Raw genomic sequence first — 19,335 nt, 5'->3', positions numbered from 1 at the left:
CTGATAGATGAAGGTTTGCTCTGCGTTTTGTAATCAATACACTCAGCACGCCTGTAAATGACACAGGTCTTACCGTAGAAATGCAACTGCTTCATACGGGCACTGGAGCTGTTTCATGCAAATACGAAAGAAATGGAAGAAAAATAGGGGAAACATCAAAGATGGAGGACAAAGGAATGAATAACGAAGTTAGTATTACTGCCCTGATGAGTTCATTTGGACGGGCGTTTCATGCAGAAAATGAAGATCATCCGGTTTTCGCGGATCATCTTGCAAAAGAGCTGATGACAGCAGAAGAATATGCCGCCGTTCTGACTGGCACAAAGCAATATGTTATGCTCGGCGCAGATCTGGATACCTTCGCTCTTCGGGAAAAAGAATTCTTATCAAAACATAGGGTATTTGAAGTCGATCATCCCCTGACGCAGAAAGATAAAATAGAACGGATCACCCGTGCCGGTTGGACGATTCCTGATAATCTCACCTTTGTTCCTGCGGATTTTACGAAAGATAATGTAGCGGAACGTCTGATCGATGGGGGGGTGACGCATCTGTGAAAACATTTTTCTCATGGCTCGGCGTAACGTATTATCTTTCGACGGAAGCAATCAATACGATGTTGGCTGCACTTTCCGAACTTTGTGCGGATGGGAGTTCGCTTGTGTTTGATTATCCAGATGAGAATTTCTTTGATGCTTCCGAAAAGCGTGTGCAGAACACAATTATGATGGCAAAAGCAGGTGGCGAGCCAATGCAATCAGCCTTTTCCTATAGCGAGATTGAAAAACTCCTGGAGAAACATGGCTTTCTGATTTATGAGTTGTTGACACCGGATGATATTCAAAGGGATATTATCGACAAGGCAGGGGCGGATATGAAAGCCTTTGAGCATGTTAATTACTGTCTTGCTGTCAGGAAAAACTAAAAAGGCTGTCACACAACCAGTCGGATCAGGTAACTTTTTTACAAGATAACAGGAATGGGAAATTGCCCTCCGAAAAAAGATTGTCTAAAATATAACAAACGAGACAGGAAATGTTTCAATAAAGGAGGAAAAAGCAGCATGGCAGAAGTAAACGCTGTGGAAAAGCAGCCTGTTACCCAAGAGTACCTGAAAAAAATGGACGCCTATTGGCGTGCGGCAAACTATCTTGGAGCAGCACAGTTATATTTACTGGACAACCCGTTATTACGCGAGCCGTTGACGATGGATCATATAAAGAAAAAGATCGTCGGACACTGGGGAACCGTTCCGGGACAGAACTTTGTATACGTTCATTTAAACCGTGTCATCAAAAAATATGATCAGGATATGATCTTAATTTCCGGTCCTGGCCACGGTGGAAACTTTTTTGTGGCAAATACATATTTAGAGGGAACTTACAGCGAGGTATATCCGAACATCGGAGAGGATATGGACGGACTGAAAAAACTGTGTAAACAGTTTTCTTTCCCGGGCGGTATCTCAAGCCATGTTGCACCGGAAACTCCTGGTTCCATCAACGAGGGCGGTGAGCTTGGATATTCACTGGCACACTCTTTTGGTGCGGTATTTGACAACCCGGATCTGGTTGCAGCATGTATCGTCGGAGACGGTGAGTCCGAGACTGGACCGCTTGCAACTTCCTGGCAGTGCAACAAATTTTTAAACCCGAAAACAGACGGTGCGGTTTTACCGATCCTGCATCTGAACGGATATAAGATCAGCAACCCGACCATCTTAGCACGTATTTCCCGTGAAGAATTAGAGCATTTCTTCGACGGATGCGGCTGGAAACCGTATTTCGTGGAGGGCGATGAGCCGATGGATATGCACAGCAAGATGGCGGCTGCCTTAGATCAGGCGATGGATGAGATCAAGGCGATCCAGAAAAATGCGAGAGAAAATGATGATCTGACCAGACCGAAATGGCCGATGATCGTACTCCGCACCCCGAAGGGCTGGACAGGACCAAAGGTAGTGGATGGCAATCAGATCGAAGGCTCTTTCCGTGCACATCAGGTTCCGATCATGATGGACAAACCGGAACATCTTCAGATGTTAAAAGACTGGCTGTTAAGTTATCATCCGGAGGAGCTGTTTGATGAGGACGGAAAACTGATTCCGGAATTAAAGGCATTAGCACCGACCGGCGACCGCAGGATTGGATCAAACCCGCATGCAAACGGGGGTAAATTACTGCGCGATCTGCGTCTGCCTGATTTTAAAGATTATGCTGTGGATGTTCCAAAGCCGGGTGCTGTGGAAGCGCAGGATATGATCGAACTTGGCGGATTTGTCAGAGATATTTTCGAGTTAAATGAAGATGCAAAGAACTTCCGTATTTTCGGACCGGATGAGACGATGTCAAACCGTCTTGGAAAAGTATTTGAGGCAACGAACCGTGACTGGAACGGTGAGGCTTATGATACGGATGAATTCCTTGCACATGACGGACGTGTCATGGACTCTATGTTGAGTGAGCATATGTGTGAGGGATGGTTAGAGGGATATCTGTTAACCGGACGTCATGGATTCTTTGCAAGTTATGAGGCATTTATCCGTGTGGTTGATTCCATGTGTGCACAGCATGCAAAATGGTTAAAGGTTTGCAACCAGCTTCCGTGGAGACAGTCCATTGCATCCTTGAACCTGATTTTAAGCTCGAATGTATGGCAGCAGGATCACAATGGATTTACACATCAGGATCCGGGGTTCTTAGACCACATTGCAAATAAAAAATCAGACGTGGTACGCCTTTATCTGCCGCCAGATGCAAACTGTTTATTATCCTGCTTCGATCACTGTATCCGCAGCCGCAACTATGTCAATGTGCTCGTGACATCCAAACATCCGAGACAGCAGTGGCTGACCATGGAGCAGGCAGTCAAACACTGTACACAGGGTATCGGCATCTGGGAGTGGGCAAGCAACGACCAGGGCGAAGAGCCGGATGTAGTTATGGCATGCTGCGGTGATACACCGACATTAGAGACATTGGCAGCCGTTACGATCTTAAGAGAGGCACTGCCGGAGATTAAGATCCGTGTGATCAACGTTGTCGATCTCATGAAATTAGAGCCGAACACGAAACATCCGCACGGACTCAGCGATGCAGAATACGATGCACTCTTTACCAAAGACAAACCGATCATTTTTGCATTCCACGGTTATCACACACTGATCCATGAGCTGACCTACCGCAGAACCAACCGCAACATCCACGTTTACGGTTATCAGGAGGAAGGTACGATTACAACACCGTTTGATATGCGTGTACAAAACGAAATCGACCGTTTCCACTTAGTAAAGAACGTCATCAAATATCTGCCACAGCTTGGAAACAGAGGATCTTATCTGGTACAGCAGATGAACGACAAACTCGTAGAGCACAAACAGTACATCCACGAGTACGGTCAGGATCTGCCTGAGGTAAGAGACTGGAAATGGAATCTGTAAGATAAATCTGAAAAAATAGTTACATCTTTTTGCGGAACTGTGCCGGCGTAAGCTGGTGCCGTTCCGTAAATATTTTATAGAAATAACCTTTGTTGTGGTAACCGACCGCTTCCGTGATCTGGTCGATCGTGGCATCGGTCGTAAGAAGCAGCGTTTCAGCGCGGCGCAGGCGCAGAAGCTGTAAGTATTCCGTATAGGTAAGCCCGGTCTGTGTTTTTATGAGACGGTTAAAATAATCTTCCTGAAAATGAAATTCCTCAGAAAGTCCTGTAATGGAAATCTGGGTCAGATGATTTTCCATATAATCTGTGATCTCTTCAAATAAAATCCAGTTCATCTGTTTTCGCAGTTGTTTTGACAGCGAAAATTCATAATTTGTTCCAAGAATCCTGAAAATACGCAGCAGTAATCCCTGACAGATCAAAGGGGAGGCAACATCATGCTGTTTTAACTCGGACAGCAGCTGATAAAGCGCCTGTTCCATTTTTTCCAGACCCTCCGGCTGTGGACGGAAATGCAGATACTGCTGCAGATTTTTCTGCTCTAATAATGCCATATTTAAAAAAGAAGCAATTCTTCCGGAAGTGCTCAGATGTTTCATGATATCATTAAAAATAGCATTTGTGATACCGAGAAATAAGATCGTGGAAGAACCACTGTCTAAGATTTCCTGATGTTCACAGTTGCGGTCGATCAGGCAGAGTTCCCCCTTGTGGAAAGTAAATTCATTGCCGAGGATCTTCTGACGGTATTCGCCGTCCACGATATAAAAAAGTTCGAGATATTCATGTGAGTGCATCTGGGTGCGCATGCCCGGTTCAAACCGTTTCTCGTAAGTAAAGGCGGTACCGGAGGGGATGATCGTGGCAGAAACAGTGTGAGGTTCGTGGATATCCCAGATCAGGCCAAACATGTGCTCTGATTCCGGAAGGGGATATGGTTTGACTTCGATATCGTGCTGCGAATACTCCGGACAGACAATGCGGAAACGCTGATAAATATCTGGTGATTCATAAGTTGTATTATCATAAAGAAGATGTCTGATATATTGTTTTAAGTTCATAATAACCTCATCTGAAAGCAGCAAAATGTGAAATATTTTAAATATCTTTAGTTTATCACAGCACATTTTATGGCGCAATATGTCGAAAAGTATGAAAAAAATTTGTAATAAGTATTGTGTGTGTTTATTGAGAGGTGTACTATAATTATGCAAGTACATTCAAAAGCGAAAGGAAGAGGGATTTAGATGACAGGAGAACAATATGTAAGAGCAAATAAAAGAGTATATAATGTGGTAATAATCCTGCTGGCAGTGATGACGATTCTGTCTGTTATGGCATGTCTGGCGGAGTTTAAGATTACGATACTGCTTCAGACTGCAGCTGCAGTTGCGGGAATTATTGTTGTGAATACTTATGCAAAAAAGTTTTGGAATTCAAAAAAGGGTGGGGAAATCCTGCTTGGAACAGGAAGTGCTGTATATTGTGTATTTCTTTTACTGAATCAGAATAATTTTGTTTACGCATATGGAATCCCGCTCTTTGTTGCATGTGTTTTGTATTTAGATGTAAAGTTTGTATATTATGGTATTGGTGTAACTGCAGTAGGAAATATCATTCATATCATAGTGCAGGTTATTACAAAAAGAGCCGATGGGATAGAACTTTTTTTTAGTATTATCATTCTTGCAACAGTAGTTTATGCGGTATATGAAGCATCTATCCTCCTTACAAAATTTAGTGAAGAAAATCTGGAAATGCAGGCTGCAGCATCTGAAAAAATGCTGGCTACAGCGGAAAATCTGGTGAAACATTTTGATTCCGCAAAAGAAAAATTAGAGACATTAGAGGAAGTCATCAATAACAACAATGAATCTATTTCCAATATTGCCCAGAGCACGGGAAGTACTGCGGAGGCAATCCAGCAGCAGGCATTGATGTGTGAGGAAATCCATAAGAATACGGACAGTGCTGAAAAAGAAACCGAAGCGATGATTGATAAGGCAAATCATACGATGGAGAATGTGGCAGAGGGTGCGAGACTGGTAACAGGATTAAAAAATCAGGCTGACAATGTGGAGCAGGCAAGTAACCAGGCGGCAGAGTCCACCAAACAGGTCAGCAACCGTGTGGAGGAAGTAAAAGGAATTGTTGCGACTATCTTAAGTATCTCCAGCCAGACCAATCTTCTTGCATTGAATGCTTCTATTGAGGCAGCAAGAGCAGGTGAGGCAGGAAAAGGGTTTGCAGTCGTTGCGGAAGAAATCCGTCAGTTATCGGAGCAGACAAAAGATGCAACGAACCGGATTACGGATATCATTCAGGATCTGAATGAAGATGCACAACATGCGATGGACAGTATGGAACATTCTGCGGATTCAATCCGTGAACAGAACGAACTGATTGAGACAACAAAGAATAAATTTGAGACCATCAATGACGAAATGCAGTCATTGGCAAGTGCAATCGGAGAGATCGAGGGAAGTATGCAGTCCATTTTAAACAGTACAGACACAATTTCCCAGAGTATATCGAATCTCTCTGCAACCGGTGAAGAAATAGCTGCTTCTTCCACAGAAGGACTTCAGACAGCAGAACATGCGGTAGAGGCAATGAAACAGACCAAAGAGATCATTGATGCTACTTATCTGCTGGCACAGGATCTGGAGTCTTATGCAGAATAGATCAGACAGAAAATAACAGTGGGAGGCTGAAAAGTCAGGTAAAAATAAGTTACGGGTCACACTTGTGTGTGAACAGTAACAAAAATGCAAGGATCAGGAATAGAATGAATATTGCATATTGTGAAGATGAAAAGATCCAGTTAGAATATATGGAGCAACTGATCAGAAAGTGGGCAGACGAAGGGAATGACACTGTTACATATTTTGGCTATGGCAGTGCGAAGGAGCTGTTGTTTGAGCATCCGGACAGTTTCCCGTTCGATCTGCTCCTTTTGGATATTGATATGGACGGCATGGATGGCATGGCGCTCGCAAAGGAGATCCGGAAAAAAGATCAAAAACTTCCCATCGTTTTTTTGACGAACCGCAGTGAGTATGTGTTTGAAGGGTATGAGGTTGGCGCATTGCGCTATCTTTTAAAACCGGTGGAGGAGACAAAGTTGTTTTCTCTGCTGGATGAGATTTCTTATGCGCTTGTCAAAGAAAGGCGCTATCTGATCGAAAATGTGGGTGGGGAGACTGTAAAAATTCCGGTCGATACCATTTACAGTGTGGAGGCGAAAGGGCATTATATCCGTCTGCACACGAGCGCGGGTGATTATGAATACAAAAAGAATCTCTCGGAGATCGCGGAGGAGCTGGCAAAAGATCAGCCGGGACAGAAAACGGAATTTATCAGTACACACCGCAGCTTTTTAGTCAGTCTTGCTGCGGTGGAGCGCGTGCAGCGCACGGAGTGCATTCTTTGTGACGGCAGCAGTGTGCCGGTGAGCAGGAATGCTTATAAGAGTGTGAATGAAGCGTTTATCCGTTATTATATGGAACATGGGGATATGTGCGAAAAATGAGAATACCGCTGATCACAAAATATTTAGAAGAGAAGAATATGGAGTATCAGAATGCCCTGCTTGAAAAGCAGGTGCAGGAGGTACAAAATATCTATCTTACCATGCGCGGCTGGCGGCATGATTATCACAATCACCTGCAGGCAATGAAAGCGTATGTCAAGATGGGAGAATATGACAGGTTAGAGGAATATTTAGGACTGCTGGAGCAGGACTTAGATCACGTCAATCAGCTGATTGAGACTGGAAATGTCAATTTGGATGCTATTTTAAATTCGAAAATATCCTTAGCACAGAAAAACGGAATTGAGATCGACTATCAGGCAAAATGTTCGGAAACACTTGCTGTCAGTGATATTGACCTCTGTGCTCTGATCGGAAACCTGTTAGACAATGCAGTGGAGTCCTGTGAGAAACTGACCACGGAAAAACCGTTTATCCGCCTTTATATCGGAGTACTCAAAAAACAGCTTTACATTTCGGTGTCGAACGCGACAAATGAGACAGTGCGCAAGATGGATTCGGAGTACATCAGTAAAAAACGGGGAAATCACGGGCATGGATTAAAACGGATCAATCTGGTGGTTGAAAAGTATGGCGGGTACATTAACAGACAGAATGAGCCGGGGGTGTTTGTGACGGAGATTATGCTGCCGCTGTAAAAGTTTTCGGAAAAAGCTGGTGGGAAAAGGTGTGGCCGTCAGGTTGTGGTGGCAGACCGGTGTGTCAGCCACACCTTTTTATTCCAGCCTTTTGTATATTGGCGATACCGTTGGTGCACGGAAGATGACCTTCCGTGCACTTTTTGTGTGAAAGTTCAAAAAGCTGATAGAGTATAGACATAGAAGTGATATCACACCACCACACCCAAAACGAGAGGAGTCATCAACCATGAACCAACCGAAAACTTACACCGCCGCATCCAACCAGCGCTACATCCTCCGCGAACTATGGCACTACGACAGATCCACCATCTTCTATGCTCTCGCCGAGATCATCACCCAGATCGGCAAAGGCTTCGGCACCATACTGATCCCATCCATGATCGTAGCGTTTTTAGAGCAGTACCAAAAAGGCATGATCACCCAGGAAACACTGCCCGGAGTAGTCGCAAAACTGGTAACATTTTTTGTCGGATACAGCATCTGGTGCATCATAACCGGATATCTGAAACGGAGAAACCAGTTCCAGTATGTAAAATTCCGCTGCGGCACAATGATTGAATGCACCTATCAGAAATATATGTCACTCGACTATGTGCAGTGCGAGGACGAAAAAGTCCAGCAGCTTTTAAAGAAAGCGGGAGAGGCAGTCAGCGGAAACTACCGGGGCATCGAGGGTGTGCTTCATTACGACGTCGAACTCTTAAAGGAAGCCGGGGCATTGATCCTGTACGCATCCCTGATCTCCGGTGTATCGGCATGGCTGGTCGTGCTTTTGGTTATCATTTCACTGGTCCAGATCTTAAGCTATAAACTGGCAAATAATTACGAATTAAAACACCGTGATGCAAAGGCGAAACTTACAGTGACACAGGACTATCTGGACCGTCAGGCATATGCAGTGGAAAACGGAAAAGATATAAGGCTTTACCAGATGAAAGAATGGTTAAGCGGACATTACCGTGCTGCAAACAAAAAATACCAGGCACTGCTGGCAAAAGAAAAGGCATGTTATTTTGCGGATGATCTCTTTGGGCTGCTGCTGCAGCTTGGCAGGGATGTGGTCTGTTACGGCTATCTGATCGGACAGCTGATGCAGGGAATGTCCATCGCACGTTTTGTGCTTTATATCGGGATCGTCAGTGGATTTTCCACCTATTTTTCGGAACTTACGATGATGATCAGCCAGATTTCATCCTGCTTAAAGCCGGTCGGACAGATGCAGGAATTTACAGAGTTAGAGAATGTATATCACCATGGCGAGGGAGTCCGGTTAAAGGATGAAAAGGAGGCAGTGGAAGTCGAATTTTCACATGTCAGTTTTTCCTATCCGGGCACAGACCATAAGATATTAGATGATGTGAACTTTCGCATTAAAAAAGGCGGAAAGATGGCGTTAGTCGGCATCAACGGCGCCGGAAAATCAACGATTGTCAAACTGCTCTGCGGTTTTTATATGCCGGATGAGGGACACATTTACATTAACGGAACGGATCTTGCCACGATGGATCTTGATGTGTGGTACCGGTCGCTTGCAGCAGTCTTTCAGGATGCATTTACCTATTCCTTTTCCATTGCGGACAATGTAACATGCAGCATGGGAGAGGACTATGATGCGGAAAAATGCAGGGAGGCATTAAAGGATGCCGGCCTCTGGGAGAAAATACAAAAACTTCCACAGAAAGAGAACACATTTATCGGAAAAGAGGTAAGTGAGGATGGCATCCATCTTTCCGGCGGGGAGACACAGAAACTGATGCTTGCGCGTGCGCTCTATAAAGGATGTGCACTGTTGCTTTTGGATGAGCCGACCGCAGCATTAGATGCGATCGCAGAAAATGAGATGTATGAGAAATACAATGAAATGCTGACTGGAAAAACGGCACTGTTTATCTCACACCGTCTGGCATCGACGCGGTTCTGTGACCATATTTTGTTCCTGGAAAGCGGAAAGATCACAGAGGAGGGAACCCATGAGGAATTGATGCAGAAAAATGGCGGATACGCCGAAATGTTCCTGGTACAGAGCAGATATTACAAAGAGGAAGGGGCACAGTCACATGAAGAAGATATGGCAGGAATTTAAAAGTTTTATAAAGATGATCAGCAAAGGGAAAAAAGATGTGGCTGTTGTCATGGCAGCCGGCGGATTTATGAAGGCATCCATTCCGTTTCTGGTATTTTATTTTTCGGCACAGATTTTAAACAATGCGATCGAAGGGGATTATGAGGCATGTGTGAAAAGCGTGGCAGCACTTTTACTGTCGCAGTTTGTCTGTGAACTGGTGAACCGGTTCTGCCAGAAACGGATCGAAGTGCTCGGAGAGAGCTGCCAGCAGATCATAAGACAGCAGATGGCAGACAAGGCATTTGAACTGCAGTATGAAAAATTTGAAAAACAGGAAACACTTGACTCATTAAGGCGCGCAAAACTTACGGCAGGCGGAAATGGGGACATCAAAGACCAGGTGGATACCTGTTACCAGATCTTTGTACAGTTTTTTTCCATGTGTTATTCGGTCGTATTTTTTCTTCTGCTGTTGCTGAAAATCGATGCCGAACAGAAAAAAACATTTTTTGTCTCCTATGGATCAACGCTGCTTTTGATTGGCTTATATGCAGTTGTTGTAATTGTGAATTTATATCTTGGAAAAATACTCAGCGCGAAACAGTATGAATTTATACATGCAAATGACCACTATAATGCACTGGGCGGCTATCTGGCCGGGATCATGACAGATGAAAGAAATAGCAAAGATATCAGACTTTATGACCTGTCAAAACTCTTTTTGGGGAAATTCAGACAGATGGTGGAGGGCTATAGTATTTATTTACAGATGGGAAAAGTAAATGGAAAATACAGGGGAATGATTGAGGGCATCAACCAGTTTGCAGCAGGCGCTGCATATCTGCTGGCAGGCATGAAAGCATTAAACGGGATGATCGATATCGGAAATGTCATCTTATATGCAGGTGTCATCTCACAGACCGTGAACTGTATTACGGAATTTGGTTCACAGGTCATTTCCTTTCAATTTTGTGCGGAATATTTAAGCGTTTTTGATAAATTTATACAAAGTCCGGCAATGGCTTACGATGGTACATTGCCGATCGAAAAGCGGGATGACGGACAATATGAATTTGAATTTCATGATGTAAGTTTTGCTTACCCGGACTGTGGGACACAGGTGTTAAGCCATGTCAGTTTAAAATTTAATATTGGGGAAAAAATGGCGTTAGTCGGACAAAACGGTGCAGGAAAAACGACATTGATCAAATTGCTCTGCCGTCTCTATGAGCCGACGGAGGGTACGATCACGTTAAACGGCATCGATATCTGGAAATATAACTATGAGGAATATACGAGAGCATTTTCCGTTGTCTTTCAGGACTTTGCAATGTTTTCCTTGCCGGTCGGCGAAAATATCGCTGCAAGCAGCAAAGTGGATGAAGAGAGGGCATGGGAGGTGTTAGAGGAAGTTGAGCTGGCAGAACGTGTGAGAAAGATGAAAGACAGTTTAAAGACACAGCTTTATAACAACAACGGTGCGGGCGTCGACGTCTCCGGCGGCGAGGCACAGCGGCTCGCAATCGCACGCGCACTCTATAAGGACGCGCCGTTTGTGATCTTAGACGAGCCGACCGCAGCTTTAGATCCGATCGCCGAGGCGCAGATCTATGAGAACTTTAATGAGATGGTACGCAATAAAACTGCAATTTATATTTCCCACCGCATGAGTAGCTGTAAATTCTGCGACCGGATTGTAGTGCTGGATGCCGGAAACATTGCTGAGATGGGAACGCATGACACATTGTTAGCGGAAAATGGAATCTACGCCAGACTTTATCAGACACAGGCACAGTATTACGCGTAAAAACCATTGAAAAAAATCTTAATATTTGCTTAAAATCCCTTATAAACTATATTCAGATGGAAAATTGTGCTACAATACCAATGATGGGCAGGTTTGGCAAAAACTGCCCAAAAGAGAAAAATAAGAGGATGGGAGGCAAAATGTTATGATAAAAAAGAGACTGGAATGGTTAAAGCGCGGTCTGTGTATCACATTAGCAGGCGCTATGATCATCTGTTCCGATACCATGGCATTTGCAGCAGATGCGGCAAACGGGCAGGTCGTGGAACAGACAGGAGAGACCGAAGTTTTGACGGATGAACAGTCAGATCAGACAAAAGAAGATGCGAAAAATGAAAAGGCTTCTGAAGTAACCGACAAAACAAAAGTTACGGAACAGGCAGAAACAGAGACTACCGGAACAACGGAGAAAGACAAAACAACCGAAGTGACGGAAACGACGGAAAACACGGAAACAACCGAAGTGACGGAAACAACGGAAAACACAGAAGCTACCGAAGTGACGGAGTCAACCGAAAAGACGGAAACAACGGAAAACACAGAAGCTACCGAAGTGACGGAGTCAACCGAAAAGACGGAAGAAACCGAAAAACCTGAGGGAACGGAAACTACTGAGGAGACAGAGACAAAAGCAACAGATGTAAGCAAGGTTATTCTGATTACAGATTCAGAGTATCAGGTTGTAAGCATAGATCAGAGTATCCCACTTCCTGATTATGTATTTTATCCAAACAGTGACACGGATAAAACAGCAGTCGAATGGACCGTGGATGATCTGAATGTTGCAGAGGTAGCCACAACAACAGATGCCAATGGCAAAGTCAGCGGAACCGTAAAGGCGAAAGCGGCAGGTGTGGCAGTGGTAAAACTTCAGGTAGTAGGAAAAACAGAAGTGAATGCCGCATTCCGTCTGATCGTAAGACCAACGAATGAACCGAAGAACTGTAAGGCAGATGCAACTTACAATTCAGTCAGCTTAAGCTGGTCACCTGTTGCAGACGCAAATGGTTATACCATCACACGAAAAGTGGAAGGCTCAGATACAGAGCAGACGATCGCACATGTGGATGGTACTGATACGGTGTCGTATAAAGATACGGCAGCACAGACCGGAATCAGCTATATTTATCATGTATATGCCTATACAAAATATACGAACAACGGACAGACGGATTATGCCAATACGGATACCTATGCATCCGTAAAAGCAACACCACAGCTTGGAAAAGCAGCAATGACATCTGTTACAGCGGAAGGTTACAGCAGCCTGACACTAAAATGGGAAAAAGTGGATGGTGCAACCGGATATATCGTATATCGTTCCACAGATAAATCAAAAGTGGACACACAGCTCACGGATATCACGAACGGTGCAGTAAGTTATGTGGATGCCGCACTGACAGCCGGAACGACCTACTATTATAAAGTACAGCCATATCGTGTGGTAAACGGCAAAAAGGTTTTTGGTGATGCGTCGGGCATTCTCTCCGGCAAACCGCTTCCGTCAGCGACAAGATTGAACGCAGAATCAGCCGGATATAAAGAAGTAAAACTGGCATGGAGTGCCGTGGATGGTGTGACGGGTTATGAGGTTTACAGAAAAACATCATCATCCTCTTATAAAAAGATTGCAACTGTAACAAATGGAAAGACAAGTTACAGCGATACAAAAGTGACAGCAGGTACAGCCTATACCTATAAAGTAAGAGCCTATAAAACGGTAAATGGAAGTCAGGTATATGGAGATTATTCCAACGAGGCATCGGCAACCCCTGCTTTAGAGGCACCACAGATTACAGTTAGAAATGCGTCTTACAACAGTGTGACGATCACATGGAATCAGATCAGCGGTGCACATGGCTATAAAGTATATCGTTCTACGAAAAAGGACAGCGGCTATAGAGCTGTTAAGACAGTCAATGATAAAACGACGATTACCTGTACAGATAAAAAATTGTCGGTAGGAACGAAGTATTATTATAAAGTCTGTGCATTCCGTACAGTCGGGGATAAGAATGTAGCAGGGAACTATTCGGATGTGCAGTCGATCAAGGCGGCACCGGAAGCAGTAACATTAAAATCAGAAGCAGCAGGTGCAACGGCGATCAAACTGACATGGAATAAAGTGAACATGCCATCCACAGGTGGCGGATATGCAGTATATCAGGTTGTAAACGGAGCAGATCAGCTGGTAAAAAGATGCAGTACAAAGAGTACTTCTTATACAGTGACAGGACTTACACCTGGTCAGAAATATACATTTAAAATCGTTTCTTTTGCAAAAGATAAAAATGGCAAAAGAGCATATGGTGGAACTTCCAATGAACTTACTGCAACACCGAAACTTCTTCCGGTAACGATCGACACGATCAAATCCGGCAAATACAACAGCGTCGTATTGAGCTGGAATGTTACTTCCGCAGGGGATGAGGACGGATATATTGTTTACCGTGCAGCTTCTAAAAAAGGAAGTTATAAGCAGATCGGAACCGTAAAAAGAAAGAGCGGAGCCATGACCGGATCTTATACAGATAAAAACGTTAAGATCGGAAAGAAGTATTATTATAAAGTAGTAACTTACAAAAACATTTCGGGCGGTAAAATGCTCCGTTCCGCTTATTCAGGTGTAAAAGGCATTACAGCCGCACCGAGTATCACAACGGTTAAAGTGAAATCGGCAGGAAATGAAAGCCTGAAAGTTACATGGAAAAAGGTAAAAGCATCCAAAAACCGTTATGTAAAGGGATATGCGATCTACCGCAGCACTTCTGAAAATGGAAAATACAGAAAAATTAAGACGATCAATAAGGGAACAACAACTTCGTATGTGGATAAGGGACTTGTAACCGGTAATACCTATTATTATAAAGTTCGTACTTTCTGTACGTCCGGTGGAAAGAAAATCTACAGTGATTATTCCGATCCGGCATCCATGCAGGTACTTCCGGGAAAACCTTCCATCCAGGTAGTTGCAGCAAATTATAACACCATTACGGTCTCCTGGAAGAAAGTAGAAGGGTGTGATGGATATCGTGTATATCGTGCAACAGAGAAAGATGGAAAATATAAACCAGTCAAAACCTGTTCTTCCGTTAATACGCTTTCTTATAAGAACAGTAAGTTAAAGACAGGAAAGACCTATTATTATAAAGTAAGAGCTTATGTGAACAAAAATGGTAAAAAACTTTATGGTGACTATTCCGCAGTGAAACAGGCAACGCCGGTTCTTTCAAAACCAACCGGATTATATGCAGCCTCAATTGCTGAAAACCAGATCAAGCTGACATGGAATGCGGTGGATGGTGCAGAAACTTATACCGTATTGAGAAGTAACTCTGAGAACGGAAAATATAAGATTGCAACGGAACTTTGTACAACAAATTCTTTTATTGATTATACCGCTGTGACAGGAAAAACCTATTATTATAAGATTTATGCGGTTCGTGGAGAGTACGTCAGTGCAACAACGGATTGTGTAAGTGTTATATCGTCAGCACTTGAAGTGAGCACAACGAGTGTACTGATCAAGACAGGAACGAGTGTAAAAGTAACAGCAACTGCAAAACCATACGGTGTGGTATACTGGTCTTCTGCTAACTCTACGATCGCCGTTGTTTCCTCAGATGGAACAATCTATGGTCTGAAGGCTGGAACAACGACCGTAAAGGCATCTGCAAACGGAATCACGAAAGAAATCACGGTAACGGTAAAAGACAAACTTGAGACAGAGAATAAGATCATAGATATTTCAAGTGATAACGGTACGGTAGATTTTAATGCGATCAAGGCAGCCGGATACGAATGTGTAATGCTTCGTATTTCCAAAGGAACAACAGCGGATGCGAAGTTCCAGACAAATTATAAGAATGCGAAAGCAGCAGGCCTTAAGGTTGGTGTATACTGCTACTCCCTGGCGCAGAACGCAGCGCAGGCAAAAGCTGAGGGTGATAAAGTATTAAATATTCTGAATGCACAGAAGTTAGACTATCCGGTTGTATATGTACTTGATGATATCTCATTATTGTACAATAATGTAACAGCAACACAGAGAATTGATTTTATCAATGCATTCAGGACAGAAATCATTGATGGTGGAAAACAGTATAAGTTTGCACTTGGTCTGAACCAGAAACTTTTACAGCAGTATCCGGGCAAATATGTGGATACAAGCAAGCTCACAGGAACAGATCTGTGGATTATCAATTATCGTGCAGAGAGTCTTGGAAGCGGTTACCAGGGTAAAGGTAATGTGGTAATGTGGAGATACACGAACCAGGGTACAGTAAATGGTGTAAATGGCAAGGTAAATATCAGTATCCGGTATAAGACTTATTAATGAGAGTACAGGATACAGACAGTAATCCGCAGGAATGAGGACAGCTATGAAAAGTTATGCAAAAAAAATCATGACAAGACTGGCAGCAGGGGCGATGGCGCTCCTGCTTGCTGTCGGTACGGCTGCAACAGATATGTCTGTGTATGCAGCAGAAACGAAAACACAGGAAGGCACGACGGAAAAGAAAAAGATCACAGGATTTGCAGATCTTTCGGACAACCCGAAAGAGATTCGTATGACAGGTAAAATCAGCCTGAACCGCCTGCTTGCCAAGATGCCGCAGAGCATTGATGTTTATCTGGATGGCGGCAAAGAGACAACGAGTATTCCGGTAACCTGGAGCTGTGTCGGAGACTATGACACGACGAATTATTTTGTCTATGAATTTGACCCGAAATGGGATACCGATCAGTATTCACTTGGAGCAGGACAAAAGGACAAAATTCCATACATCAATGTGGTGATCTCAGGGACAAGTCTCTATAAAGGTGCAGCCATTTCTCAGGATGAGAAAAAATCCAACGAAAAAAAAGTATATAAATTTGCGAAAAGAAAGCTCAAATTAAATACAGCAGCGGCCTGTGGTGTGCTTGCCAATATTGAGAGTGAATCTTCTTTTAACCCAACCATAAGCGTCATTGATACCAACGGCAAGATCAGTTATGGTATCTGTCAGTGGAATGCTTCGAGATTTGATGACCTGAGAAACTACTGCAGCAGCAATGGTTATGATTATACTTCCATCGACGGGCAGCTTAAGTTTTTAAAATACGAACTGGAACATTCCGAGAAATATGCATTTTCCAAAGTGAAAAATGTCGAAAACACTGCAGACGGAGCCTATACAGCCGGGTATAACTGGGCAAAATATTTTGAGCGCTGTAACAGTGTATATTTTGAAGGACGTGCGAAACGCGCAAGAGATGTCTACTGGGCAAAATATAACGGTGACAGTCCGGATGATCCGGATAACCCGGATAACCCGGACGATCCGGTAACAAAGAAATATACCATCAAATATGTACTCTATGATGGGGAAAATAGCGATGCCAATCCATCGTCTTATAAGATCACAACAGAAACGATCACATTGAAAAAAGCAAAGAAAAAAGGTTATACATTTGAAGGATGGTATAAGGAGAGCAGCTTTAAAAACAGGATCACAACGATCCCGAAAGGATCAAAAGGCAACCTTACCATTTATGCAAAATGGAAAGCAAATAAATATACCGTTCGCTTTCATGGAAACAAGGCAACCAGCGGCAGTATGCAGGAGATGAAAAATCTCGAATATGATATGGATTATACCCTTAGAAAAAATAAATTTAAACGCAAGGGGTATAAATTTGTCCGTTGGAACACAAAGGCAGATGGAAGTGGAAAGAAATACGGCAACAAGGAAGAAATCGAGAACCTTTCTGCAAAAAACGGTGCAGTTGTTGATCTGTATGCACAGTGGTCAAGGGATACTTACAAGATCACTTACAAAACGAACGGCGGAGAACTTGCGGATGGTACTGCAAAGAAATACAACGTAGATACCAGAACGTTCAAATTAAAAACACCGGTCAGATATGGCTATATATTTAAAGGCTGGTATAAAGACAAAAAATGCACCAGACGTGTCACACAGGTCAAAAAAGGTACAATTGGAAATCTGACCTTTTATGCAAAGTGGCAGATCAATAAATATAAAATCAAATACGATGGAAACGGCGCAACCAGCGGTTCCATGAAAGGTGTCTCTGTCTGCCAATATGGCAAGACCTATACGCTTACAAAAAATAAATTCAAGCGCACGGGTTATGTGTTTGAGGGCTGGAATACAAAGAAAAACGGCAAAGGTGATTTTTATGAAGACGGAGAGGATATCCGTAATATCACAGCGAAAAACGGTAAGACAGTCACACTGTATGCGCAGTGGAGCAAAAAGCAGTACACGATAAAATATGTACTTGACGGAGGAACCATTTCGTCTGAAAATCCGACCGGCTACTATTACGACACACCTACGATTCAGCTTGCAGCAGCTGCCAAAGAAGGATATACCTTTAAAGGATGGTATACGGATTCTGCATTTAAAAACAAGATCACGAAGATCAAAAAGGGAACCCGTAAAAATTACAAACTGTATGCAAAATGGAAGATCAATACTTACAATATCGTGTTTGACGGAAATGGAGCAACCAGTGGTTCGATGAAATCGATCAGTTCCTGCAAATACAATACAAGCTATAAACTCTCTGCAAATACATTCCAGAGAAATGGATATAAGTTTATCGGATGGAGTACCAAAGCGGATGGCAGCGATACTTTTTATGGAGATGGTGCAACAGTATCAAATCTTTCCCTTACAAATGGAGCAACAGTAAAACTATATGCACAGTGGGAAGCTTTGTAGGATGACAAAAATGAAATTTTATTTAGCACCGATGGAGGGACTTACCGGTTTTGTGTTCCGAAATGCATATCAGAAACATTTTGGAAATATAGATACCTATTTTACACCATTCATTAATAATAAAAAGATGAATTACAAAGAGATCAAAGACATTCTGCCGGAACATAATGAAGGGATGCATGTGGTTCCACAGATTCTGACGAATCGTGCAGAAGATTTTCTGGCAATCGCAAAAGAGTTAGGAAACTATGGTTACGAGAGCGTCAATTTAAATCTGGGGTGCCCGTCCGGGACGGTCGTGGCAAAGCACCGCGGCGCAGGATTTCTTGCGGTGCCGGAGGAACTGGATCACTTTTTAGAAGAGATCTTTGCGGAATGTCCGCTCCGGATCTCCGTCAAAACACGTGTCGGTGTCAATGATGCCGGGGAGTGGGAGCATCTTCTTTCCATCTATGAAAAATTTCCGATGGAGGAACTGATCATTCATCCGCGTGTACAGAAGGACTTTTATAACAATACTCCGGATATGGAAGCGTTTTTATATGCGGTAGAAAACAGCAGACATACGCTATGTTACAACGGTGACATCTGCTCCGTGGAGGATTACCGGACATGGAGACAGCAGATGGAAGAAAAAAGGAAATGTGCTTTTATGCAGGAATCCGGGCAGCAGACGGATCCGGAGGACACTGGCAGCCTGGTGTCCCATCTCATGCTTGGAAGAGGAGTTTTAAAAAATCCGGGTCTGATCGGAGAACTCACAGGACATGCGCCGATCACAAAGGATCAGTTTCATGCGTTTCATGATGACATATTAAAAGGATATCTGGATGTAATGTCAGGGGAGCGCAACACGCTGTTTCGTATGAAAGAGCTGTGGTTTTATTTTGCAAAATATTTTACAGAACCCGAAAAATATGTAAAGCAGATCAATAAGACACAGCATGTGGCGGAGTACCGTGTGATTGTTGATAATCTGTTCCGCGAGCAGGAATGGGAACAAAAATAAAAAGTAAAATATTTTATAAAAAAGTAAAATAAATAATTGTAAAATAAAAATGATTTTGCTATTGTAGAGTTAGATATCATAC

Annotated in this window: 12 protein-coding genes; 11 read left to right on the top strand and 1 reads right to left on the bottom strand. The window is 43.3% G+C overall.

Annotated elements, in window-relative coordinates:
* Positions 1-176 precede the first annotated feature (176 nt).
* From RIL182_RS21470 to RIL182_RS17145, 3 genes are all read left to right on the top strand, one after another.
* Positions 177-557 (top strand): class I SAM-dependent methyltransferase, encoded by a 381-nt coding sequence (locus RIL182_RS21470; protein WP_242655508.1) that lies wholly within the window; start codon positions 177-179, stop codon positions 555-557.
* Complete coding sequence (locus RIL182_RS21465) at positions 554-925, top strand: class I SAM-dependent methyltransferase (protein WP_006856373.1); 372 nt, start codon at positions 554-556, stop codon at positions 923-925. Before RIL182_RS21470 ends, RIL182_RS21465 begins: the two co-directional genes overlap by 4 nt.
* A gap of 138 nt (positions 926-1,063) precedes the next feature.
* Complete coding sequence (locus tag RIL182_RS17145) at positions 1,064-3,439, top strand: phosphoketolase family protein (protein ID WP_015522202.1); 2,376 nt, start codon at positions 1,064-1,066, stop codon at positions 3,437-3,439.
* A 19-nt stretch (positions 3,440-3,458) separates the two neighbouring features.
* Here the strand turns inward: RIL182_RS17145 and RIL182_RS17140 are convergent, their stop codons facing one another.
* Complete coding sequence (locus RIL182_RS17140) at positions 3,459-4,502, bottom strand: AraC family transcriptional regulator (protein WP_044998774.1); 1,044 nt, start codon at positions 4,500-4,502, stop codon at positions 3,459-3,461.
* Between the two features lie 186 nt (positions 4,503-4,688).
* Here RIL182_RS17140 and RIL182_RS17135 point away from each other — a divergent pair, with 186 nt between their 5' ends.
* The 8 genes from RIL182_RS17135 to RIL182_RS17100 all read left to right on the top strand — a co-directional run bounded on the left by RIL182_RS17135 (position 4,689) and on the right by RIL182_RS17100 (position 19,253).
* Positions 4,689-6,125 carry a methyl-accepting chemotaxis protein gene (locus RIL182_RS17135; RefSeq protein ID WP_006856376.1) on the top strand — a complete coding sequence of 479 codons (1,437 nt, stop codon included), beginning with the start codon at positions 4,689-4,691 and terminating at the stop codon, positions 6,123-6,125.
* Positions 6,126-6,229: 104 nt separating this feature from the next.
* Positions 6,230-6,973, top strand: a complete 744-nt coding sequence (locus tag RIL182_RS17130; RefSeq protein ID WP_006856377.1) for a LytR/AlgR family response regulator transcription factor — start codon at positions 6,230-6,232, stop codon at positions 6,971-6,973.
* Positions 6,970-7,632 (top strand): sensor histidine kinase, encoded by a 663-nt coding sequence (locus RIL182_RS17125; RefSeq protein WP_006856378.1) that lies wholly within the window; start codon positions 6,970-6,972, stop codon positions 7,630-7,632. The genes RIL182_RS17130 and RIL182_RS17125 overlap by 4 nt, the downstream gene beginning before the upstream one ends.
* A 229-nt stretch (positions 7,633-7,861) precedes the next feature.
* Complete coding sequence (locus tag RIL182_RS17120; protein ID WP_006856380.1) at positions 7,862-9,718, top strand: ABC transporter ATP-binding protein; 1,857 nt, start codon at positions 7,862-7,864, stop codon at positions 9,716-9,718.
* Positions 9,693-11,507, top strand: coding sequence for an ABC transporter ATP-binding protein (locus RIL182_RS17115; RefSeq protein WP_006856381.1), 1,815 nt, complete (start codon positions 9,693-9,695; stop codon positions 11,505-11,507). The genes RIL182_RS17120 and RIL182_RS17115 overlap by 26 nt, the downstream gene beginning before the upstream one ends.
* A 145-nt stretch (positions 11,508-11,652) precedes the next feature.
* A complete protein-coding gene (locus RIL182_RS17110; protein ID WP_006856382.1) occupies positions 11,653-15,843 on the top strand; it encodes a fibronectin type III domain-containing protein in 4,191 nt (1,396 codons plus the stop codon).
* Between the two features lie 34 nt (positions 15,844-15,877).
* On the top strand, positions 15,878-18,244 hold the full coding sequence (locus RIL182_RS17105) for a phage tail tip lysozyme (protein WP_006856383.1): 2,367 nt from the start codon (positions 15,878-15,880) through the stop codon (positions 18,242-18,244).
* Between the two features lies 1 nt (position 18,245).
* Entirely contained in the window at positions 18,246-19,253 is a 1,008-nt protein-coding gene (locus tag RIL182_RS17100; RefSeq protein ID WP_006856384.1) for a tRNA dihydrouridine synthase, read from the top strand.
* The last annotated feature ends 82 nt before the right edge of the window (positions 19,254-19,335 follow it).

It is taken from the genome of Roseburia intestinalis L1-82, assembly GCF_900537995.1.
GTDB classification, from domain to species: Bacteria; Bacillota; Clostridia; order Lachnospirales; family Lachnospiraceae; genus Roseburia; species Roseburia intestinalis.
Note: the sequence above shows the minus strand (reverse complement) of the source record. Positions and strands in the feature narration are given on the sequence as shown.

Bases quoted from the DNA above. Each gene is read 5' to 3' on its own strand.
- RIL182_RS17120 (WP_006856380.1), top strand. From the start codon at position 7,862: ATGAACCAACCGAAAACTTACACCGCCGCATCCAACCAGCGCTACATC.
- RIL182_RS17140 (WP_044998774.1), bottom strand. From the start codon at position 4,502: ATGAACTTAAAACAATATATCAGACATCTTCTTTATGATAATACAACT.
- RIL182_RS17105 (WP_006856383.1), top strand. From the start codon at position 15,878: ATGAGGACAGCTATGAAAAGTTATGCAAAAAAAATCATGACAAGACTG.
- RIL182_RS17145 (WP_015522202.1), top strand. From the start codon at position 1,064: ATGGCAGAAGTAAACGCTGTGGAAAAGCAGCCTGTTACCCAAGAGTAC.
- RIL182_RS17125 (WP_006856378.1), top strand. From the start codon at position 6,970: ATGAGAATACCGCTGATCACAAAATATTTAGAAGAGAAGAATATGGAG.
- RIL182_RS17100 (WP_006856384.1), top strand. From the start codon at position 18,246: ATGACAAAAATGAAATTTTATTTAGCACCGATGGAGGGACTTACCGGT.
- RIL182_RS17115 (WP_006856381.1), top strand. From the start codon at position 9,693: ATGAAGAAGATATGGCAGGAATTTAAAAGTTTTATAAAGATGATCAGC.
- RIL182_RS21470 (WP_242655508.1), top strand. From the start codon at position 177: ATGAATAACGAAGTTAGTATTACTGCCCTGATGAGTTCATTTGGACGG.
- RIL182_RS17110 (WP_006856382.1), top strand. From the start codon at position 11,653: ATGATAAAAAAGAGACTGGAATGGTTAAAGCGCGGTCTGTGTATCACA.
- RIL182_RS17130 (WP_006856377.1), top strand. From the start codon at position 6,230: ATGAATATTGCATATTGTGAAGATGAAAAGATCCAGTTAGAATATATG.
- RIL182_RS17135 (WP_006856376.1), top strand. From the start codon at position 4,689: ATGACAGGAGAACAATATGTAAGAGCAAATAAAAGAGTATATAATGTG.